The organism is Limnobacter sp. (genome assembly GCF_046297615.1).
Taxonomy (GTDB): domain Bacteria; phylum Pseudomonadota; class Gammaproteobacteria; order Burkholderiales; family Burkholderiaceae_B; genus Limnobacter.
The window spans coordinates 120,942-143,055 of the sequence record NZ_JBKBHM010000005.1; the positions used below are offsets into that span (position 1 = coordinate 120,942).

Annotated in this window: 17 protein-coding genes and 1 pseudogene; 9 read left to right on the forward strand and 9 right to left on the reverse strand. The window is 56.2% G+C overall.

Going from position 1 to position 22,114, the window contains the following annotated elements; genetic code table 11:
* Positions 1-54 precede the first annotated feature (54 nt).
* From ACK4FF_RS11295 to glcF, 6 genes are all read left to right on the forward strand, one after another.
* Complete coding sequence (locus ACK4FF_RS11295; protein ID WP_409709038.1) at positions 55-606, forward strand: YiiX/YebB-like N1pC/P60 family cysteine hydrolase; 552 nt, start codon at positions 55-57, stop codon at positions 604-606.
* A gap of 8 nt (positions 607-614) precedes the next feature.
* Positions 615-1,355 carry a hypothetical protein gene (locus tag ACK4FF_RS11300; protein WP_409709041.1) on the forward strand — a complete coding sequence of 247 codons (741 nt, stop codon included), beginning with the start codon at positions 615-617 and terminating at the stop codon, positions 1,353-1,355.
* A 19-nt stretch (positions 1,356-1,374) separates the two neighbouring features.
* Positions 1,375-2,124, forward strand: coding sequence for a hypothetical protein (locus ACK4FF_RS11305; RefSeq protein ID WP_409709044.1), 750 nt, complete (start codon positions 1,375-1,377; stop codon positions 2,122-2,124).
* 93 nt (positions 2,125-2,217) lie between these two features.
* On the forward strand, positions 2,218-3,708 hold the full coding sequence (locus ACK4FF_RS11310) for an FAD-linked oxidase C-terminal domain-containing protein (RefSeq protein WP_409709047.1): 1,491 nt from the start codon (positions 2,218-2,220) through the stop codon (positions 3,706-3,708).
* 13 nt (positions 3,709-3,721) lie between these two features.
* The gene (glcE, locus tag ACK4FF_RS11315; RefSeq protein ID WP_409709050.1) at positions 3,722-4,798 is read left to right on the forward strand and encodes a glycolate oxidase subunit GlcE; all 1,077 of its coding nucleotides are present in this window, start codon (positions 3,722-3,724) and stop codon (positions 4,796-4,798) included.
* A gap of 14 nt (positions 4,799-4,812) precedes the next feature.
* Entirely contained in the window at positions 4,813-6,066 is a 1,254-nt protein-coding gene (gene glcF, locus ACK4FF_RS11320) for a glycolate oxidase subunit GlcF (protein WP_409709052.1), read from the forward strand.
* A gap of 8 nt (positions 6,067-6,074) precedes the next feature.
* Here the strand turns inward: glcF and pdxH are convergent, their stop codons facing one another.
* On the reverse strand, positions 6,075-6,725 hold the full coding sequence (gene pdxH, locus ACK4FF_RS11325) for a pyridoxamine 5'-phosphate oxidase (protein WP_409709055.1): 651 nt from the start codon (positions 6,723-6,725) through the stop codon (positions 6,075-6,077).
* A 56-nt stretch (positions 6,726-6,781) separates the two neighbouring features.
* Between pdxH and xerD the strand changes: the two genes are divergently transcribed.
* Positions 6,782-7,687, forward strand: a complete 906-nt coding sequence (gene xerD, locus ACK4FF_RS11330) for a site-specific tyrosine recombinase XerD (protein ID WP_409709496.1) — start codon at positions 6,782-6,784, stop codon at positions 7,685-7,687.
* A gap of 1 nt (position 7,688) precedes the next feature.
* Here xerD and ACK4FF_RS11335 read toward each other — a convergent pair whose 3' ends face one another.
* Both ACK4FF_RS11335 and ACK4FF_RS11340 read right to left on the reverse strand, forming a co-directional pair.
* Positions 7,689-8,357: a hypothetical protein gene (locus ACK4FF_RS11335; protein ID WP_409709058.1), complete on the reverse strand. Its 669-nt coding sequence runs from the start codon at positions 8,355-8,357 to the stop codon at positions 7,689-7,691.
* Between the two features lie 6 nt (positions 8,358-8,363).
* On the reverse strand, positions 8,364-8,912 hold the full coding sequence (locus ACK4FF_RS11340) for a hypothetical protein (RefSeq protein WP_409709061.1): 549 nt from the start codon (positions 8,910-8,912) through the stop codon (positions 8,364-8,366).
* A gap of 134 nt (positions 8,913-9,046) precedes the next feature.
* Here ACK4FF_RS11340 and plsY point away from each other — a divergent pair, with 134 nt between their 5' ends.
* Positions 9,047-9,670: a glycerol-3-phosphate 1-O-acyltransferase PlsY gene (gene plsY / locus ACK4FF_RS11345; protein ID WP_409709064.1), complete on the forward strand. Its 624-nt coding sequence runs from the start codon at positions 9,047-9,049 to the stop codon at positions 9,668-9,670.
* A gap of 52 nt (positions 9,671-9,722) precedes the next feature.
* On the opposite strand, the gene ACK4FF_RS11350 is transcribed toward plsY, so the two are convergent.
* A complete protein-coding gene (locus ACK4FF_RS11350) occupies positions 9,723-12,734 on the reverse strand; it encodes an ankyrin repeat domain-containing protein (RefSeq protein ID WP_409709067.1) in 3,012 nt (1,003 codons plus the stop codon).
* Between the two features lie 20 nt (positions 12,735-12,754).
* Here ACK4FF_RS11350 and ACK4FF_RS11355 point away from each other — a divergent pair.
* Positions 12,755-12,990, forward strand: a pseudogene (locus ACK4FF_RS11355) (glycerol-3-phosphate acyltransferase); the annotation flags it as partial.
* Positions 12,991-13,042: 52 nt separating this feature from the next.
* Here the strand turns inward: ACK4FF_RS11355 and ACK4FF_RS11360 are convergent.
* The 5 genes from ACK4FF_RS11360 to ACK4FF_RS11380 all read right to left on the reverse strand — a co-directional run bounded on the left by ACK4FF_RS11360 (position 13,043) and on the right by ACK4FF_RS11380 (position 21,969).
* The gene (locus ACK4FF_RS11360) at positions 13,043-15,838 is read right to left on the reverse strand and encodes an ankyrin repeat domain-containing protein (protein ID WP_409709070.1); all 2,796 of its coding nucleotides are present in this window, start codon (positions 15,836-15,838) and stop codon (positions 13,043-13,045) included.
* 68 nt (positions 15,839-15,906) lie between these two features.
* Positions 15,907-17,475 carry a protein kinase domain-containing protein gene (locus ACK4FF_RS11365; protein WP_409709074.1) on the reverse strand — a complete coding sequence of 523 codons (1,569 nt, stop codon included), beginning with the start codon at positions 17,473-17,475 and terminating at the stop codon, positions 15,907-15,909.
* On the reverse strand, positions 17,451-17,915 hold the full coding sequence (locus tag ACK4FF_RS11370) for a hypothetical protein (protein WP_409709077.1): 465 nt from the start codon (positions 17,913-17,915) through the stop codon (positions 17,451-17,453). Before ACK4FF_RS11370 ends, ACK4FF_RS11365 begins: the two co-directional genes overlap by 25 nt.
* 102 nt (positions 17,916-18,017) lie before the next feature.
* A complete protein-coding gene (locus ACK4FF_RS11375) occupies positions 18,018-21,197 on the reverse strand; it encodes a hypothetical protein (RefSeq protein ID WP_409709080.1) in 3,180 nt (1,059 codons plus the stop codon).
* A 52-nt stretch (positions 21,198-21,249) separates the two neighbouring features.
* Positions 21,250-21,969 (reverse strand): hypothetical protein, encoded by a 720-nt coding sequence (locus ACK4FF_RS11380; protein WP_409709083.1) that lies wholly within the window; start codon positions 21,967-21,969, stop codon positions 21,250-21,252.
* Positions 21,970-22,114: the final 145 nt, after the last annotated feature.

Genomic DNA, 22,114 nt, shown 5'->3' on the forward strand with positions numbered 1-22,114 from the left:
CATTAAGGTTGGGGGTCTAGTTGAAGATGCCCCCCTTAATTCACTCAACCCGCCATGACCACCCAAGCCACCTGCCAAGCCGGTGACATTCTTGTCACTGCCTCCGCCTCGTTGAACTCCACAGCAATCCAGAACGGGACTTGTACAACCGTAAGCCACGCTGTGTTGATGATTGACCACATCAATGCGGTGGAGGCTGTGCCGGAAGGGGTGATACCAAGCAACCTATCAAAATCCCTGCGAGAGTCAAGCAAAGTCATCCTGCTCAGACACAAACACATGACGCACGCCCAAGGCACTCGCATTGCGCAATATGCCTTGAAACAAGTGGGCAAACCCTATGACACGCTGGGCGCAGCAAGGGCAGGGGCAAACTCCGGGTGCAGCGGGGCCTTCAAATACACAGCACCCGGCATGTTGATTACGCTGGTGGATGAACTCAGCAAGTCTCAATCCGGGCATGAAACCAGCTTTTTCTGCAGCGAATTGGTGGCGATGGCCTATCGGTCAGTGGGTCTGGCCTTGTCATCCAAACAACCTTGGGTCACTTTACCGGGTGGCCTGCTGCGGTCAGACCAACTGGTGATGGTTGATCAACTCAAATAGGCTACGCCATGTCCACCTCGCGTTGGGTTCTTCTCTCCATTCTGTGCGCCTTGGGCATTGCTGCGCCCTTGGCGTCTCGGACCATTGACGACACGACATCGGTGGACACTCGGCTGCTGGCCTACGACCTGGCCTGTGCCACCACTGGCCGTGCACCACAGGTCGTCCTGCTGGAGAAACCGACGACCCTGACAACCGATTGGACCACCATCGATTTACCCAAGAGTGTCCATCGAGTCCCCGCAATTGAAGAATTCTACGTTTACGGCTCCTACAACGCGCACGAACTATCGGGGGAACTGAAAAGTGTGGCGCCTAGCGACTTTGACACGACAATGGTGATGCGCACAAAATTGACAGGGGAAGTGATCTATCTGTCCATGAAAGCCATGGATGATCAAGGGCGCGAAGTTCGATTAACCCAAAACGGCTGGCTTTACAGCAACCACACCAACCCGCCCAGCCCTGCAGCCGGCTTTGGATTACAGAACAGGCGCTGGAACAAATTCTTTTTCGGCCCCGATGTGAAGCTGCGACAAATCGCGGTGAAGGCGTCGGCGCCAGTCACCATAGAACGGGTGACTTGGTTGCCCATAGGTTACTGCAAATGGCCTGGCCGCACTTGGGACACCATTCCCGAGGAAGACCGCTACAACTTCGAAGGCCCAAGCCCAGCCACCGGCGAGTGGGGGCCCATTCCACCGCCACCGGTCATCACCTTTGAGCCGGTCAAGCCCACAGTGCCTTGACCAATCGACCAATTACCCTATGCGCCTTCTTAGCCAACACCGTTGGGTTCTCCTCTCTATCCTGTGCGCCTTGGGCATTGCTGCGCCCTTAGCGTTTCGTACCAGTACCAGCGCGCCATCGGTGGACACTCGGCTGCTGGCCTACGACCTGGCCTGTGCCACCACTGGCCGTGCACCACAGGTCGTCCTGCTGGACAAACCGACCACCCTAACCACCGACTGGACCCTAATCGATTTACCCAGCAGTGTCCATCGGGTGCCCGCCATCGAAGATTTCTATGTCTATGGTTCCCACACCGCGCATGACACGTCTGAGGACTTGAAAGACAATGCGCCCAGTGACCTTGAAATACCCAGTGGATTCCAGATTAAAGCCTCGGGCAACGTGGTCTACCTGTCCATGAAAGCCATGGATGAGCAAGGGCGCGAGGTTCGATTAACCCAAAACGGCTGGCTTTACAGCAATCACACCAACCCGCCAAGCCCCGCAGCGGGTTTTGGTCTAGAGAACAGGCGCTGGAACAAATTCTTTTTCGGTCCCGATGTGAAGCTGCGGCAAATCGCGGTGAAGGCGTCCGCGCCCATCACCATTGAACGGGTGACTTGGTCACCCATGGACTACTGCAAATGGCCCGGCCGCACTTGGGACACCATTCCCGAGGAAAAGCGCTACAACTTCGAAGGCCCAAGCCCCGCCACCGGAGAGTGGGGGCCCATTCCACCGCCCCCGGTCATCACTTTTGAGCCGGTCAAGCCCACAAAGGAATAAGTAAACCCACGGTGCTGGGGCAAGCACCGATACTGAAATTCCCTCTTCCGGGTTATGCTACGGCTTGTTTGATGCAGCACTCACTCAGCCACCATGAACGCCCACACCGAACCCTTCACCCTGAACAGCGCCCTGCGCCAAAGCGTGCTGGAGGGCCTGCAGGCCATTCTGCCAGCAGGGTCTGTGCTGCACGAGGTAGAAGACACCCGCCCCTACGAATGCGACGGCCTCAGCCTGTTTCGCCAATTGCCCATGGTGGTGGCCCTGCCGCACACGGAAGACCAAGTCATCGACATCCTGAAGCTTGCCCAGCGCCTGAACGTGCCCGTGGTGGCGCGTGGTGCTGGCACCGGTTTGTCGGGTGGTGCACAGCCGCACCCCGCAGGCATTCTGCTGGGCATGGCAAAATTCAACAAAATTTTGCAGATTGATGCGCAATCCCGCACCGCACGTGTTCAACCCGGTGTGCGCAACCTGGCCATCTCCGAAGCTGTGGCCCACCTGAACCTGTACTACGCGCCCGACCCGTCCAGCCAGATCGCCTGCACCATCGGCGGCAACGTGGCTGAAAACAGCGGCGGCGTGCATTGCCTCAAATACGGCCTGACAGTACACAACGTGCTCAAGGTTCGCGGCATCACCATCGACGGCGAAGTGGTTGAATTTGGCAGCCACGCGCCTGATGTGCCGGGGCTGGATCTGCTCAACCTGGTCATCGGCTCCGAAGGCATGCTGGCTGTGGTCACTGAAGTGACTGTGAAACTGGTGCCCAAACCCGCACTGGCCCAAGTCATCATGGCCAGCTTCGACGACGTGGCCAAAGCGGGCAATGCCGTGGCCGCCGTCATTGCTGCGGGCATTATTCCTGCCGGGCTGGAAATGATGGACAAACGGGCCAGCCAAATGGTGGAGCCTTTCGTCAACGCCGGGTACGACACCGAGGCCGAGGCCATTCTGCTGCTGGAAAGCGACGGCACGCCCGACGAAGTGGCCGAAGAAATAGACGCCATGAGCCGCGTGCTGCAAGGCTGCGGGGCCACCGCCATCAAGGTGTCGCAATCCGAAGCCGAACGCATCAAATTCTGGGCAGGCCGCAAAAACGCATTCCCCGCTGCTGGCCGCGTGTCGCCCGACTACTACTGCATGGACGGCACCATTCCCCGCAAACGGCTGGCCGATGTGCTCAACGCCATGGCCCGCATGGAAGACAAGTACCAACTGCGCTGCGCCAACGTGTTTCACGCGGGCGACGGCAACCTGCACCCGTTGATTCTTTTCGACGCAAACAACCCCGATGAAGTCAAACGCGCCGAAGACTTCGGCGCAGAAATTCTGGAGTTGTGCGTGGAAGTGGGGGGCACCGTCACCGGCGAACACGGCGTGGGCATCGAAAAAATCAACCAGATGTGTGTGCAGTTTTCTCGGGCGGAACTGGACGCTTTCTTCGCCGTGAAAAAAGCCTTCGACCCACCCGGCCTGCTCAACCCCGGCAAAGCCATTCCCACCCTGCACCGCTGCGCTGAGTATGGCCGCATGCATGTGCACGGCGGGCAAATGCCGTTTGCCGACCTGCCACGTTTCTAAAGAGCCCCTTCGCATGAGCGATTTCATCGACGAACTGGCCTTGCGCGTGGACAAAGCCACGCAAGCCCGCACCCCGCTGTGCATTCAGGGCGGCAATTCCAAAGCCTTCTATGGCGGCCCCTGCAACGGCGACCCCGTGGACATGCGCGCATGGTCCGGCATTGTGGAATACGAACCGACGGAATTGGTGATCACCGTCAAAAGCGGCACCCCACTGGCCACGGTTGAAGCCGCACTGGCCGAACAACAGCAAGAACTGGCGTTTGAGCCGCCCCGCCTGTCCGCCCAAAGCACCATTGGTGGCACCATCGTCGCCGGTCTGGCAGGCCCAGGGCGGCTGGCCCGTGGTGGCGTGAAAGATTACGTGTTGGGCTGCACCCTCATCGACGGGCGTGGGCAGATTCTGCACTTCGGCGGCGTGGTCATGAAAAACGTTGCGGGCTACGACGTGTCGCGCGTCATTCCCGGCAGCATGGGCACACTGGGCATCGTGGTGGATTTGTCCATCAAAGTCATGCCCATGTCCGTGGCCGACAGCACACTGCAATTTGAATGCACGGCCCAACAAGCCATTGAACGCACCAACACCTGGCTGGGTCAGCCACTGCCCATTCACGCCACCTTCTGGCACCAAGGCCAGTTGCATGTGCGCCTGCGGGGTGCGCAAGCGGCTGTCAGCGCTGCTGAAAAAACCTTGGGTGGCGCGGTGTTGTTGCCCACCCTGGCCCAACCGTTCTGGGCCAGCGTGCGCGACCAAACCCACCCCTTCTTCACCGCACCCGGCCCCCTGTGGCGCATCGCCGTGCCCCCCACCACCGTGGACCTGCCCCTGCACGGCCAACAAGTGCATGAATGGGCCAGTGGCCTGCGCTGGTTCCGGCCCGACACACCCTGCGCCGCCGATGCCCTGCGAGGTGTGGCCGAACGCTGCGGCGGGCATGCCACCCTGTACCGCGCGGAACACGACACCGACCGGCAACAGGCCTTCCACACACCCCAGCGCGCGCTGCTGGACATTCAGCGCCGCCTGAAACACCAGTTCGACCCTGCCGGTATTTTCAACCCGGGTCGTCTGGCCCCCATTCTGTGACAGGGCATTGAACCATGGACACCCAACTCGCCGACTGGATCAAAGACACCCCCGAAGGCCAAACCGCCGAAGCCATCCTGCGTAAATGCGTGCACTGCGGCTTTTGCACCGCCACCTGCCCCACCTACCAAGTGCTGGGCGATGAGCTGGACAGCCCACGCGGGCGCATCTACCTCATCAAACAAGTGCTGGAAGGCAAGGCCGTCACCCGCAAAACCCAGGAACATCTGGACCGGTGCCTGACCTGCCGCAACTGCGAATCCACCTGCCCCTCGGGCGTGAAATATGGCCAATTGGTGGACATAGGCCGCAAAGTGGTGGATGAACGTGTACCCCGCCCCAAGCAGGAACAACTGCTGCGCGACGGGCTTAAAACCCTGATGACCACCCCCTGGCTGTTCAAGCCGGGCATGGCCATGGGCAAAGCCGTTCGCGGCTTATTGCCCGATGCCCTGGCCGCCAAAATTCCCAAGCCCCGCCCTGAATTCAAAGCCCCCCAAGGCCAGCACCTGCGCCGGGTCATCCTGCTGAACGGCTGCGTGCAACCGGCCATGATGCCCAGCATTGACCAAGCCACCGCACTGGTGCTGGACGCGCTGGGCATTCAGGCCCGTGCAGTGCCCAACAGCGGCTGCTGTGGTGCGGTGAAGTTCCACCTCAACGACCACGATGGCGGCAAAGCCCAAATGAAAGCCAACATCGACGCGTGGTTCCCCATGCTGGAAAGCGGCCACGCCGAAGCGCTGGTGATGAATGCCTCAGGCTGCGGCGTCACTGTTCGGGAATATCACCTGCATTTTGCGGACGACCCTGCCTATGCCGACAAAGCCCGGCTGGTGTCCGACAAAACCATGGACATTGGCGAATTCATTCTTCGCCAAACCGCACAGGCCCTGCAACCCATTGTGGATGCGGTTCAACAGGCCATCCGTGAAGAAAAAATTCCTCACCGCATTGCCTTCCACCCCCCCTGCACCCTGCAACACGGGCAACAACTGAAAGGCGTGGTCGAGGGCTTGCTGACCCGCGTGGGCTTTGAACTCACCCCCGTGCCCGACGCCCACCTGTGCTGCGGCTCAGCAGGCACCTATTCCGTGCTGCAACCGGAATTGTCCTCCACCCTCAAAACCCGCAAGCTGCACAGCCTGATGGCTGGCAAACCACAGGCCATCGCCTCCGCCAACATTGGGTGCCTAACCCACCTGGAAAGCGAGGCCGCAGTGGATGTGCGGCACTGGGTGGAATGGGTGGCGCAGGCGCTGGCCTAGCCGCCTGCTTAAGGGGCCAGCCGGTCGATGCGCCAGCCTCCGGGCTGGGCGCTGTCCGGCGAGTAAGCCAAGCGGTCATGCAGACGCGAAGGCCGCCCCTGCCAGAATTCAAAGTAATCCGGCACCAAGCGGTAACCGCCCCAAAACGGCGGGCGGTCCACCGGGTCACCGGCATGGCTGGTGCGGGCTTGGTCCACCAAGGCCTCCAGCGCATCGCGTGAATCCAGCCTGCGGCTTTGCGGCGAAGCCCAGGCCCCCAAACGGCTGCCGGGCGGGCGGCTGCGGTAATAGGTGTCCGATTCCTCAGCGCTCACCTTCTCCACACGGCCTTCAATACGCACCTGCCGCTCCAGTTCTGTCCAATGGAACAACAAGGCGGCGTGCGGGTTGGCCGCCAGCTCTTGCCCCTTGCGGCTTTCATAGTTGGTGAAAAAACAGAAGCCCCGCTCATCCAGCCCTTTAATCAGCACAATGCGCGCAGCAGGCCGCCCGCGGTGGTCCACGGTGGCCAGGGTCATGGCATTGGGCTCGGGCAACTGGGCATTCAGGGCCTGCTCAAACCAGCGCTGGAACAGGTCCATCGGGTTGGGCAATGCGTCAGTTTCATCCAGGCTGGCTCGGGTGTAATCCTTGCGAAGGTCGGCGATGGGAGTGCTCATGGGGGTACTGCTCAACGGTTGACAACCAGCCCATTGTGGCACATACAATCAGCGCCATGGCCGACACCCCCCACCCGCTGATCGACGAATTCTGCACCAGCCTTTGGCTGGAAGAAGGGCTTGCAGACCACAGCCTGGCCGCCTACCGCAGCGACCTCACCCAACTGGCCCACTGGCTGAGCAGCACCAACGCCACACCCTTGGAGCAACTCGACACCGACACCCTGCGCCGCTACATTCACAGCCTTTCAAGCCTCAAACCCAGCAGCCTGAACCGAAAAACCAGCAGCATCAAACGCTTCTGCCTGTGGATGGTGAACAACCGCCACCGAACCGACAACCCCACCACCGCCCTGCGCAGCGCGCGCCAAGGCCTGCGGGTGCCCAAAACCCTGTCGGAAGCCGAAGTGGAAAACCTGGTGAATGCGCCCGACCTGAACACCCCTCAAGGCATCCGCGACAAAGCCATGCTGGAACTGATGTACGCCAGCGGCCTGCGCGTCAGCGAACTGGTGAACCTGCCCTTACAAGCCGTTGACCTGAACGCCGGTGCCGTGAAAGTACTGGGCAAAGGCAACAAGGAAAGGCTGGTGCCCATGGGCAACCCGGCACGCTTGGCCATACTGCTGTACCTGGGGCAAGCCCGGGCTCAATTGCTGAGCTTCAAAGAAAGCGATGCCCTGTTTGTGACCCACCTGGGCGGCCCCATGACCCGGCAAGCCTTCTGGAAAATCATCAAGCGCCACGCCCTGCTGGCAGGCATCCACAGCCCCATCAGCCCCCACGTGCTGCGGCACGCTTTCGCCACCCACCTGCTGAACCACGGGGCCGACCTGCGGGTGGTGCAACTGCTGCTGGGGCATGCCGACATCACCACCACACAAATCTACACCCACGTGGCCAAAGAGCAACTGCACGAGTTGCTCAATGCCCACCACCCGCTGGGGCGGGGGCCCAGATAACTCAAGAGCCGAAGGGGTCGTCCCACACCAATGGTCGATGAACCTGGCGTGCCCGCCCGCCCAAGCGACCGGGTGCTGAAGAAGCAGTATGGTTATCCGTATTGGCGGCAGGCGACACAACCGGGCTACCTGTCACGCGTCGGTGTTCCAAGTGATCAGCCAGCGATGTAGACCTAACTTGGGTCGGAGTACCCCACCCCGCAGCAACTTGGTAGCCCGCTTTGTACTTCACCGTGGCAGGCACCCTCGGAGCGTCTCCCTCAAGCTCCATGAGGCCATCCGGAGTAGCGGCAGCACTCGCCATGGCTACCTGCGCCGAACGATAACGCACAGTGGGGGCTACTGGCAGGGGGGTTGCATCAGGTTCCAGCCAAGCGCTTTGAACGCCCACACTGAGGTACCCACGCGGCACAGTCGGGGGCACTGACGACGCATCCGAATCAACGCTGCCCGATGAGCCCCTTTGTACCTGCTGGCTAAGCCAAAGCCCAGATGAACCTGGCAGCATTTCATCTGCATTGGGGTGAGCCCCCAGCAACACGAACAGTATTGCAGCCGCAGCACTGGCGGCCGACTGCTGCAACACCGCCTGTGAATGAAGCGAGGATTGACCTTGCGGTGGTTCGACCTGAATCACAGGGCTGTTGTTGGGTGCAAGTGGAGAAGGCATGGCTGCTTACCGGTTCTGTTGACTGTGGGGGTTGGTGGGTGTGGCCATGAACAACAACTGAGCGCGCGCTGCATTCACCGCTTCTTCAGACCGCGCACCAGCAGGGGGAGAATCCATGTGCATCGGTGTCGCCTGCACACTGCCCCCAGCGCTCAGCGGAGACCACTGCATGCCTGCCGCCGATTGTGGACTGAGGTTCTGGGTGGGCGTGGGCGCTGGCTGAGGGCTGGCGTGCGCCTGGCCTGTGCCGATCGTCGGGCTGAGTACATTGCCCAGCAACTCAGGATGACGACCCAATGTTCGACGCTCACGGCCGGGCGCCCTTGGGGCCATCTGCGTGTTGGGCTGAGCAAACACCGGTTGCTGGTTGACAGGTGACTGTGGGTCAGGCTGGGCCGATGAGGATGCGCCCTGATTGTGCAGCAGGTTGGTGGCCAGTGAGGCTACAGCCTGCGTGGGGGCCCCGGGCGTGATTCTCACACTCGCAAAGCCCTGTACGAGCAAGTCATGGGGAGCAATACCGGCGGGGGGGTTGTTGGAATTGATGGGCTGCATGGTGTTTCTCGTTAATCACAGGAAACTCTGAGTAAAAGCGCAAGGCACTTAGTTCGGTCTGCCCATCAAAAAAACCGGCGAATTGCGGCACAATAACGGCACACGCCAAGCAACCACAACAAACGGAGACAACCGTGTCCACCCACTTCATTGCTGCCCTGGTCATTGCCTACCTGCTGGGCTCCATTTCCTTCGCCGTGGTGGTTTCACGCTTTGTTGGCCTGGCTGACCCACGCACCTACGGGTCGAAAAACCCCGGCGCCACCAACGTGCTGCGCAGTGGCAACAAAGTGGCTGCCCTGCTCACCCTGCTGGGCGACGCCTTGAAAGGCACCGTGGCGGTGTTGCTGGCGTATCACTACCAAGACACCTACCAGTTCACCCAAAGCGACATTGCCTGGGTGGGCCTGGCCGCATTCATCGGCCACCTCTTCCCCATCTTCTTCCGCTTTGAAGGCGGCAAAGGCGTGGCCACCGCACTGGGCGTGCTGCTGGCCCTGAACTGGGTGCTGGGCCTGGCCACCGCAGTAACCTGGCTCATCATTGCGTACTTCTTCCGCTACTCCTCACTGGCCGCCCTGGTGGCCAGCGTGTTCGCCGTGTTCTACGACGTGCTGCTTTTTGGCATCAACGGCCAGGCGCTCGCCGTGTTCATCATGGCCGCCCTGCTGGTGTACCGCCACAAACTGAACATCGCCAACCTCATAGCCGGCAAAGAAAGCAAAATTGGGCAGAAAAAAGCCGAGGCGAAACACTGAGGGTGCTTTTACACAGGCTGGGTGGGCAGGCCAAGGCCTGCCCTTGGGTGTATTAAGGCCGTTTGCTGAGTAGTTGCTCCACATACGCGATGGTTTCAGCGTTATTGGACACTTTGGCTATATCGAGTAGCGTGTGCCTGCTGCTATCCACGGCACGGGGGTTTGCACCTGCCCCCACCAACCAACGCATGACTGCCAAGTTGCCTTGCCCGGCCGCCTGCAACAAGGGCGTTCGGCCGTTGAGCCCACGTGCTTCAACGCTTTGGCCCAGTTCGTCCCTGCAGTATTTCACCGCATCCGCATTCGAAAACAGCGCCGCCAAATGAATGGCCTGGTTGCCATCATCGCCTTTGGCGTGTTTGTCTGCGCCTTGCGCCACCAACCAACGCATGACTGCCAAGTTGCCTTTCTCGGCTGCCTGCACCAAGGGTGTTCTGCTGTTTAACCCACGGGCTTCAAGGCTTTGGCCCAGTTCGTCCCTACAGTATTTCACCGCATCCGCATTCGAAAACAGCGCCGCCAAATTAATGGCCTGGTTGCCATCATTGTCTTTGGCGTGTTTGTCTGCGCCTTGCGCCACCAACCAACGCATGACTGCCAAGTTGCCTGTCTGGGCTGCCATCAACAAGGGCGTTCTGCCGTTGAACCCACGGGCTTCAAGGCTTTGGCCCAGTTCGTCCCTACAAAACTTCACCGCATCAGCATTCGAAAGCAGCGCCGCCAAATGAATGGCTTGGCTGCCCTCATTGTCTTTGGCATGTTTGTCTGCGCCTTGCGCCACCAACCAACGCATGACTGCCAAGTTGCCTTGCCCGGCCGCCTGCACCAAGGGTGTTCTGCCGGTGAACCCACGGGCTTCAAGGCTTTGGCCCAGTTCGTCCCTACAGTATTTCACCGCATCCGCATTCGAAAACAGCGCCGCCAAATTAATGGCCTGGTTGCCATCATCGCCTTTGGCGTGTTTGTCTGCGCCTTGCGCCACCAACCAACGCATGACTGCCAAGTTGCCTGTCTGGGCTGCCTGCACCAAGGATGTTCTGCCGTTGAACCCACGGGCTTCAAGGCTTTGGCCCAGTTCGTCCCTACAGTATTTCACCGCATCCGCATTCGAAAGCAGCGCCGCCAAATGAATGGCTTGGCTGCCCTCATTGTCTTTGGCGTGTTTGTCCGCACCAGCATCCACCAAGGCGGCCATGGCCTGCAATTGGCCGTTTATGGCAGCAACGTGAAGTGGTGTGCGCCCACTTTTTTCACCCACCTCCAACGGCAAGTTTTGCACGGTGGCCAACCAGCGCAACACGGTCACTTGCCCATCCTGGGCAGCCTTGTGCAGCAGGGTGTCGCCGGTGTCATTGGTGACCAAGGGGGTCAAGCCTAAGGTCAAGTATTCATGAAGTTTGGCCAAGTCGCCTAGTATCACCGCGCAAAAAGCCGGGAAGGTGTAACGCACTTTGGCCAAGGCGGTGTGGGGCACATTCACTGCGGGAAACTGCGCCAATGCTGTTTCGCTGGGTGTGCGCTTCAGCCCCGCAGGGGCTAGGTCTGTTGCAGGCTCGGTGGGCTGGGCAGGCTCGGGCACCACTGCAGGTACCAATGTGGGCACTAAGCCACGCACCTGTTCATTCGGGTGCTTGGCCAGTAATTCAAGGTAAGGGCTGCCCGTCGGCAATTGTTTCAACTGGTTTTTCAGTAAGGGCAACAGGCCGGACTGCTCAAGCGCACCCATCTCGGGCTTGGCCAAACGCCCCATCAGCAGACCGATGTTTTTTTGCTGCTTCAAAGTGGCCAAGTCAGCGGCCCACTGGGCAAGGGACGAACTCAGCTCGGCCTTCAATGGCCACGCATTATCAAGCGTGGGTAACAAGTTCTGGTATTGTTTCAGCAAATCATCCAGTTCATGCGTCAAGCCTTTCAAACCGTCGGTGTGTGTCAGTAAAACCGACACCAAGGTACTTAGCTCGTTGTTGGCCTTCTCGCCCCGGGCATCCATCTGAAGGCAACGCGTATGCAGGTTGGCCAAGGCTTCACCCAAGTCCTCGGCTTTTTTCAACAGGCTGGTTGCTGCCCGTTGGCAGTTGTATTTTTTTTCGAACAGGTTTTCCAGTGCGGCGCAAATTTGTTTCATGGCCGTCAGCTTTTCCAGGGCGCGGGTGATGTTCTTCTCGGAACGGAAGAAACCAACGCTGGCCGAGCTGACTCTGGCTGCGGCCTCATCAATCTTGTCGATCATCCCCGACAAGCCCTCTAGCGCTCGGTGATCCACCAAAAAACTCAAATCCGGCATCCGCTCCAAGGCCAAACGGCCCACATCCGTCGCAGCGGCTTTGGTCTGCACTTCAACCAGCAGGGCGTTGTAAGTCGTCATGGCCTTTTCAAGAGTGGCCTTGGGGAAATTCAGAGCATCCTGACATTTCGAGCCCAGTTCACTGATCATCGGCACTGTGTCCGTATTCAAAAGGCCCACCACGGCCGCCAAATTGGCAAGCCACAAAGGCAGGTCCGGATGGGGTTCGCTGGGTGCACCAGCCTGCGCCGCGCCTTGCAAACCCGAGTTGGCGCCGGGCACCGAGGCTTGTTCTGCAATGTCCACCAGCGGGCGCAAAGCCGGGCTAAGCTGAGTGATTGTGTCTTGGGCCTGCGCCGTCAAAGAGTTGTTACGCAAGTCGATGACAGCCGATTGGCGATTGCCACTGCGCAACTTCGCCACCATCACCACGGTTCTGAACTCATCGGGCAAGGCACTCAACCCCAGGCCGCTCAAATTCAAATGGGGCGTGCGTTCTGCGGGGCTGACATAGACAGCGATCCGGTGCCGGGCATCCTCACGCGCCACCCGTTCATGGGCTGGTGCTTGCTGCACCCACTGTTCGACGCTAGTCAGCAATTTAGAAATTGCCCCGGCATTGGATGCAGCAGAGGGAGCCGCACTGGCCTGGCCGCCGTCCAGGCCCTGGGCAACGGGCGTGTTTGAGGAGCTGGGCAATTCAGAAGAAGGGGCGTGGGCAACAGTGGACAACACGGTGATGGCCTTGAAAAAAATCAACGCCTTTGGTGGAATAAGCACCGCACAAGTTCGAATGGGGGTTGGGTCTGGCCGCATTCATCGGCCACCTCTTCCCCATTTTCTTCCGCATTGAAGGCGGCAAGGCGTGGCCATCGCAGTAACCTGGCTCATCATTGCGTACTTTTTCCGCTACTCCTCACTGGCTGTGTTCATCATGGCCGCCCTGCTGGTGTACCGCCACAAACAGAACATCGCCAACCTCATGGCCGGCAAAGAAAGCAAAATTGGGCAGAAAAAAGCCGAGGCGAAACACTGAGGGTGCTTTTACACAGGCTGGGTGGGCAGGCCGAGGCCTGCCCTTGGGTGCGTTAAGGCCGTTTGCTGAGTAGTTGCTCCACATACGCGATGGTTTCAGCGTTATTGGACACTTTGGCTATATCGAGTAGCGTGTGCCTGCTGCTATCCACGGCACGGGGGTTCGCACCTGCCCCCACCAACCAACGCATGACTGCCAAGTTGCCTGTCTCGGCTGCCTGCAGCAAGGGTGTTCTGCCGTTGAACCCACGGGCTTCAAGGCTTTGGCCCAGTTCGTCCCTACAAAACTTCACCGCATCCGCATTCGAAAACAACGCCGCCAAATGAATGGCCTGGTTGCCATCATCGCTTTTGGCGTGTTTGTCAGCGCCTTGCGCCACCAACCAACGCATGACTGCCAAGTTGCCTTGCATCGCAGCCACCAACAATGGCGTTATGCCTAGGGACCCACGGGCTTCGATGCTTTGGCCAAGTTCGTCCCTACAAAACTTCACCGCGTCCGCATTCGCAAACGTCGCCGCCAAATGAATGGCTTGGTTGCCATCATCGCTTTTGGCGTGTTTGTCCGCGCCTTGCGCCACCAACCAGCGCATTACCTCCAAGTTACCTCGCATCGCAGCCACCGACAATGGTGTTATGCTTAGTGACCCACGGGCTTCGATGCTTTGGCCCAGTTCGTCCCTACAAAACTTCACCGCGTCCGCATTCGCAAACGTCGCCGCCAAATGAATGGCTTGGTTGCCCTTATTGTCTTTGGCATGTTTTTCTGCGCCTTGCGCCACCAACCAACGCATGACTGCCAAGTTGCCTTTCCCGGCTGCCTGCACCAAGGGTGTTCTGCCGTTGAACGCACGGGCTTCAAGGCTTTGACCCAGTACGTTTCTGCAGAATTTCACCGCATCAACATCCCCCCACCACTCCGCAGCAAGATGAATGGCCTGGTTGCCATGCTCGTCTTTGGCGTGTTTGTCAGCGCCCGCATCCACCAAGGCGGCCATGGCCTGCAACTGGCCATGCTCAGCAGCAACGTGAAGTGGTGTGCTCCCAAATCTGTCACCCACCTCCAATGGCAGCTTTTGCACGGTGGCCAACCAGCGCAGCACGGTCACTTGCCCATCCTGGGCAGCCATGTGCAGCAGGGTTTGGCCGAGGTCATTAGTTACCAAAGGGTTCAAGCCCAAGCTTAGGTATTCATGCAGCTTGGCCAAGTCGCCTTGCTTCACCGCTTCAAAAGCCGGGGCGGTGTAACGCACTTTGGCCAAGGCAGTGTCGGGTACATTCACTGCGGGAAACTGCGCCAATGCTGTTTCGCTGGGTGTGCGCTTCAGCCCCGCAGGGGCAAGGTCTGTTGCTGGCTGGGTAGGCTGGGTAGGCTCGGGCACCACTGCAGGCACTAATGCAGGCACCAAGCCACGCACCTGTTCATTCGGGTGCTTGGCCAGCAATTCAAGGTAAGGGCTGCCAGCGGGCAAGGTGGACACCATACCTGCCAACCGGGTGTGCGCAAAAGCCTGCACATCGCTGCCTGCGCGGGGGTTGGCCAAGCGCCCCAGCAACAGGGCCAGGTTTTTGTGCTGCTGCAAATCGGCCACCGCCTCGGCCTTGCCTTGCAGCCATTGCTGAAGGTGGGCTTTCAGCGGCCAGCCAGCGGGCAATTGCTCCGCCAAGTTTTTATACTGGCCCACTTGCTGATCAATTTCCCGGTAAAGTGCACCCAAGACGCGGGTGTGGTCAATCAACAGCCCGGCCAGCTGCGTCAAGCTGTCGCCAGCGGATTCGCCGCGAACTTCCAACTGAAGGCTTCGGCGTTGCAAGTCGTCAAGCCGGTTGTCCAGCTCAATCGCCTGCTCCAGCAATGCCTTCGCGGCACCCGGCCATTCGTGCAAAGCAGTTAACAAGTGCTCAATGGTTTTGACTGTTCCGCCCAAGGCCAGCAGTTTGTCTTTGGCTTTGTTGACTGAGTTGCCCTTGGTGAAGGGGTTGGCCCTGAAGGCCAGCGATGGCTCTGCGCCGGTTAGGGATTGACTGGCGCTTCTCAGCCCCTCGGCCAGCAGGTTCAAACGCTCCAAGCCGCCGATGTAGTCCACCAGGTTCAGGTCGGCCAGGTCAGACAAGGTGAAGTTCTTGAGGTTGGTGCGGCCCACTTCGCTGAGGGCTTTGCTGCGCTGCTGGGTGTACACGCTGACGGCGTGGCTCAGTGTGCTTATGGGGTTGTTGAACACCCCGACACTGGCTTTGGCCAAGCTTTCCAGGGCAGGCAGTGTGTGGTCTTGAAGCACACCGACCACATTGGTCAAGTTACAAATCCAAGCCACATGTGACGAACCGCCCGGCGCTGGGCCAGCCACAGCGGTATTGGACTCATCGACGGCGGCATCATTGCTGGCCTCGGGCACTGAAACCTGGAACACGTCACGTCGCCCTTCAGGCTGTTGTGCCAACACCTGCCGAGTCGAAATATCCAGAGGGTTATAGGTAAGGTTTATCACCCCGCTGCCCGGCACAGCACCTCTCAATATGGCAACCATGGCCAGCACATCGACATCGTTCGGTAAGGTGCTTAGGCTGAGTTTACTCAGATCAAGATGGGGTGACTTCTCACCCTTGTCCAAGTAATTCTGAATTCGCCGCACCGCCTCCAAACGCCCAGTTCGTTCGGCATTCGAGGCCTGATTCACCCAAACATTCAGCCCGGTTTTGAATTCAGCCAACCTGCGCGACGGCTGATTGCCCCCGCCCAACGATGACGCGGCGGTTTGCTCGCCAACATCATTGGCGCGGGGTGATGTGGCGGGGCTGTCTAATTGGGGTAGCGCTGGGTACACGGTGCAGGCCTTGAAAAAAATCAACGCCTTTGGTGGAGTGCAAACCTCAGAAGTTCGAATGGGGGTTGGGTCTGCTGCACCACTCAATCATTTCAGGCGTATGTGCCTACACTCGAACCAGACGAACATCTAAGCTCAGAAGAAGAACCAGAAACAAGCGATTCCGAGCCCAGCATTCTATCAACAGGCCAAGCTAGGGGAGCCTCAATAGCCCTGATTTGATGCCGGTTCAATGACTCCAATCCAAGTTTCTTGACACGAGATTTTTCCATATTGAACAAATACTGAGAAAAACTTCGCTCGTTCACACTAATACCGTACTCACGAGCTGCGCTATTATACATTTGATAGCGCAGATCTTTATTCATAGCACATGAGGTTTTAAGTAGGGCCAATGTCATATCGAGTAACTCAGGATCATCCATCCCTCTACCCTGTGTAAAGTAACCAGAATTATCAACTACAAATCGAACACCCTCCATCCTACTCTGCACCACCTTACCTGATGAATTGGTAGCAAGCTTGGAACTCAACAACAAGCCAACATAGTAGAGGTGGGTAATCGGCGCATCACCTTTTGCTCGGGACAGCACTTTTTCCATGCTTGGATAATCTAGCGGATACCAATCTGAACTCTTTCCAATCTCATCCAAGTGAAACATATTTACCTCAGGCTGAGAACCCCGCCTGTAGATGTTTGAAAGAGACTGACCTGACAACTGCCTAAGGGTTATTCCCGTCGCATAAATATCATTACTCAACCTGGATTCAAAATTGTTTTCAAATCGCAAAACCTGAGGGTCAATATATCCACTCGCATGAACATTGCTTTCCTTATAACGATATGCACAGTCGTTTTTATGAACCATATGATCAATATCAATCAACTTTAGTTCCGTAAAACCCTCATTATTTACAACAATAATATTTCCGGGCTTAATATCCTGATGTACAACATTGATCTGCTGTAAACTTGTCGCACAACTAAACACCAAACGCCCAAGTTCATTCATGTAACGATACAAAGTCACTGGATTCGAAAAACCCTGAATCTCCTCCAAGAATGATTTCACCTTTGGTCGCATGTTTATCGATACATCTTCATTATCATCAAAGACCCTATAACGTTCATCGGCAAGCCTCTTGATAAACTGCAATCGCCTGGAGTCAAGCGCACCCCGACCAGCAGCAAACACCCACTTAACTATATTCAAGCCGTCGATTATCGGATCTAGATTAGAAAGCCCCAACTCGGTTACCGTCACAACCGGGCTTTTATTGCCTTCAGTGTATAAAGGATTTCTTCTCCAATTGTTCATTCGCATGGCTATAGCATGCAAATATGCGATAGTTCGAAAATTTTTATTGAGCACTTGATTAACAACAGAACTTTGAGGGTACGGCACCCTCCAAACATGCACTCTGTGATACCCTTCTTTCACCACTACATATGTATCAGAGTTTATTAAACGCCCTAGTTGCAAAACACCATTTCTCCCACCGTAAAACAGTGTTTTTGCAACATACTTCAGCTGACCAAACTCGTTTCTAGTTTGATTAAAATTCACATCGACAGGGTAAATCAAATTCTTAAAAAATGGATGTCGACTGTAAAAACGGGACAGTTCCTCAGAATTCAGCTCAGAGAGAATTTCAACCACCCCCCCCTATGATTAAACAGCGAGTGGGGCGGCTGTATATCAAGATTATCCCTGAAAAAATTCGCATTCCGATCAAAATAGGTAGATTGACCCTCTTCCCTATATGGCTTACCAATACAGCATGAGGCCTTTAGAAAATCAGAGTAGTAACCGATGGTGAATGCAACCTTTTCAAGCTCGTTCGAGATTTTGCTTTCACCTTGAAGATCTTCCGCCGATATAGCCGCCCGATATAGAACATCCATCTGATCAGGCGCAAATATACGTGAAATCAACTCCCCTTCAGACAGACGAACAACAGCCTCATAGATATGTTTACAAAGAGCTTGCGCACCCTGATTTTCAATGAAGTCGAGTAAAACCCTTCCGTTTCCACTCTCATCCAAACTATTAATATTAATACCAACCCTGTCTTTGATAAACTGACTTAAAGAAAGCATAACGAAAATACACTCAGAAAACTAAGGGAGCATGGCCAACACTCGAGACTGAAGATTCAGAACTAGTCTCACATTGCCTTGTATCGACCGTTCCTTTTGTAACTAATTGCGACTCTTGGCGGGCATTGTCAACGTTCTGGGTAGACTAGATGGTTCACGACCTTCATTCGTCGAACCCTGAGCTGGCCCATTGTTTATCACCTTGAGAACGCCGGCTAAAGCCTCAGCCAACATCATAAAAGCCTTCGAAGATCCCTCTTCCTCCTTATTCTCCACTAAGTTAGCAGCCACCAGAACTTCTGAATGTGCCGGTGTCTGTGCCGGTGTCTGTGCCGGTGTCTGTGCCGGTGCCGGTGCCGGTGCCAGTGCAGGTGGGCGTTGCAACGCTGCTTCCGCTTCCGCTTCCGCTTCCGCTTCCGCTTCCGCTTCCAGTCTTTCTAGTTCTCGTTCAGCTAACCGAGTTATTCGAATATCCGACTCCTCCCGTTCTGCCCGTGCTGTAGACACAGTTTGCGCAGCTTGATAATCAGCATTCGAAATCTGTAACATACGGCCCAACAGCAAGAGCACTGTAGACTTTATAGGACCGGTACATACTTCGTTAGAGTCCCTTCTGCCAATGTCAATTAAATGATCAAGAACGCGTATGCCATAAGCAGGGCGATCGTTTTCGGCGCTGCGGAATGCTCGAGAAGAAACAACACTCAGTAAGAGTTTTGATATGCGGATAAGCTGTGCGTTGGTTAATGTCGCAGAATTTAGACCGAGATTGTCAAACAGTTCAGAGTCAACCCCCCAATCAGCCCGTCGAGTACGAGCGATAGGCTGTTCAACACCCAAGGGCTTGATGGAATTCCAAATCGCTGTCCGTAAAGCAAACCCCCAGAGTACTGCCCGATTGTGGCTATGCTCCACTAGACCAGGATTCCGCAGCGCGTTGGACAGCGGCTTACCCGAAGTTGTCCCACCTTGAGAAACAACTTTTTCCTCTAACGTGGCCTTCTTTAATCGGGATTCAGCTTGCATGTAAAAGCCACCGCTCGAATCCGCAGCCAAAGAGATCTTTCGCTTTGTAGCACGCCCCGCGTCTTCGACACATTTGTCGTAACTGGCTAAATCTACCCCAAAGTTCGACAGCTGAGCCTTAAATAAACCATCAAGTTGGCCCTCCGCCGAAACCCGCGATGGGATATCGTTCGAAGCATTGATTAATCTGTGCAGCAGGTGGTCGGCGAATTGCCCCAGGACTCTGCCCGCTCGAGGATCCTTATGGCTTACAGCTATTGTTTTTGAATCGGCATCAGCTTCTACAAGTAACTTTGAAGTTTCTTGCTTGATGATTAAATCAGGGGGCAGCCTTCCATCTGTATGGAGCAAACCCGCTATAGACTCGAGCTGTTCAGCAATCGAAGACCGAACAAGCTGAGATCTCATTCTTTGATCATCCCTCGCATATCCCAGAAACTTATCCGAAGCAACCATAGGTATCTTCGAAGACAAACGATTCACTACTACAGGCACCTTTACTGGACTAAGTAGCGACATGATTTTCGACAGGGACGGTCGACGTGGCACAAAACCACCATGTTCAGAACTCAACAGCCCTTCGTTTTGCAGCAGTTGTGTGGGTTTTATCAAAGAACGGTAAAGGAAGTGGCTTGATGGCTCCTCCGAATTTGAGAGAAATGAGAGCACGGCAACAATGAATTCGTTACGTGCTCGTACTTTATCTGCCTTTGTGAATGAGTTTGAGCTTTGGACAATATAGTCCCTAAGCAAGTAAACAGAAGCTGACTCTATGGCTTTGTCTAATCGTGCACGCTCAGCGTCCGACGCGTTGAATAAAGCATGGTTGTAAAAACACTGAGTTTTAAGTGCCAGTTTGTGCTGAAGCAATGGTTCATTAAGCGGGACAGCCCTCGAGAGTGCACGGTTAAGGAGGTGATTGAAAGATCTCCCATCAACTGGATTCTTACCAGCTTGAACATCATCACGCGCCAAATCAAAATATTGCGTGATGCTTTCGTTGAATACTTCATCCACCGCCGTCAAGGTGTCAGGAGGACACAACCGCCTCCAGCCCGTATCAAAAACCTGATTATTCAGTAAACCAAGTTGGGTTGAAACAAGATAAGTTTCATTGGCCTGCAAGATTTTGTCCAGCACGCCCCGGCTGGCATCGTAGTCAGCATTTACCCCGTTCGCCAGAGCCCGCCCTGCCCCGCTTGCAATGACCTCGAGTTTTGCGAAGTGCAACATCATCTCGTGCGCGCTTTCCAAGATGGGAATGGTTGGATCGATCAAATCTCCCGAATGGTCGACGCTGTTAAGCAGTGCACCATACCGACTCGAGATCAAAGACAATACTGGGCTTCGGTCCACATTCGGACGACCTGCAGGTCCAGTAGTCTCTCCCCTACTCATACAAAGCAGCTTCATCATGCGCATCTGCAACGCACACTGGTCTCCGAGTATGTTGGTAAGTTCAGAGGCCAGATTCAATACATCAACTGAGCCCTGCACAGACGCAGAATTTTTCTCACCGGAATCGCTAGCCGCACCGTTGGAAACTCCTGAATTAGATGGTGCCCTAGTCATCACTCCATGCCACTGCCTAGCCGTGGGCTGACCACTAGATGCACTTGCCCCTGGTGATGCATCATTGACTGTAGGTGGAGTAACCATAGCCGAAGTTGAAGCGGGCTGTACCGGTTGCCCTTGGGGCGCCACTGCCGTTGCCGACCTCTGAGGGTCGGGGGACGGCGAACGTGATGAACTGGGGCTGGGGTTCAGGCTTGAATTCAAGCCCTGTAACGCACGGAAACCACTACTTGTTAGGGACTTAAGGTGTGTATCTTGAGACAGTTTGGCCAATCTTTGTAATTTTTCCATGCTTGAGCTTGCAAGCTCGATGGACAGCAACCTCACAAGATCTACACCTGTTGGGCTGGCAAAGAAAGCCGTTTTATCAGCCTCCCCCAATTGAGACAACCAAAACCCCACTAGTACACGGGCCAATGATTGGAAGGTCCCGGCGTGATTGTGCAACAGCGTCAGCCTGTCGCTGGCCAGCTTAACGCAAAGCTCAAGTGACGCTCTGTCTGCTGCCGAGCGATCTGGCTTAGAAAAATAGTACTTGGCCACACTCCTGACATTTTCGACCAAATCTTTGCAATTTGCGTCGCACACTCCTCGACTGGCAACCTGGCAAGTCATGGCTTCGAGGCGCGCAATCGACTTTTCCATGTCGGATTCGGCTGTTATAGCTACTGGCTCAGTCATGTTTATCCCCAAGTTGTTGTTCTACGAAACAAGAAGTGCATCAACGATTAAGTTAACCAACCTGCCGTTGGAACCTAAAAAATGCATCTGAAGGCAATGATTCACCGGCCAAGCGCATTAAATTGGAGTGTGCTGCCGGATCGGGGGGTTGTAGATCAGCCCCTCCTGAAGTATCGGCATCGCAATTCATACTCGGGTTTTCAGCTGGTGTAGAACCCACCAGCGGCGGCGGATTGGGAGGGGGTGTCGACGGAGATTGAGGGGGCACCACCCCACCAACAGTTGGGTAAGCGGCAGCCAAACCTGGAAGCCTCTTTACGCTGCTCTGCACGAACAAGGGCAAACTGCCCAAGGCGCGCCCTACGTCGGCAAGGTTATCTTCGTACAGCTTTTTGGACTGAGGGTCTAATTGCGTATTGGTACCAAGAATTGATTTCAAGGTGTACTGAATGTCTTCGAGCAATTGCTTCTGCACGGCAGGTGATTCACCACCCGCACCAATCTCGCACAATAATTTGCCGAACTCAGTGAACTCGCCGCCTATGGCGTCTTTGAGGGGGGCCTTTGTAGTTGGGTCAGTCACCAAATCAACGAAGACTGCACAGGCGGCTTTGGAAATGCCGGGATACGCAACCTTGACACTGAATGATTTGGATGGGTCCCTGCTGGACTGCACCACGTCTTCTCGGTCGATCGCGCCCAGCTCCATAGCGCAATACGCTTTGGCTGCAGCCTCTTGAGCTGGTGATGGCTTTCCACTGGTGATAGGCATGGCACCCCTCTAAACAACGTGCATTTGAATTGAGTAAACCAGAAACCGGAAATAGTTCGCTGGGGGACCCTCAAAACCCCAGCAAGTCACCCGGTTGTGCAGAACCAACCCCACACCGGGTGACACCAACGCATCAACATCGGCT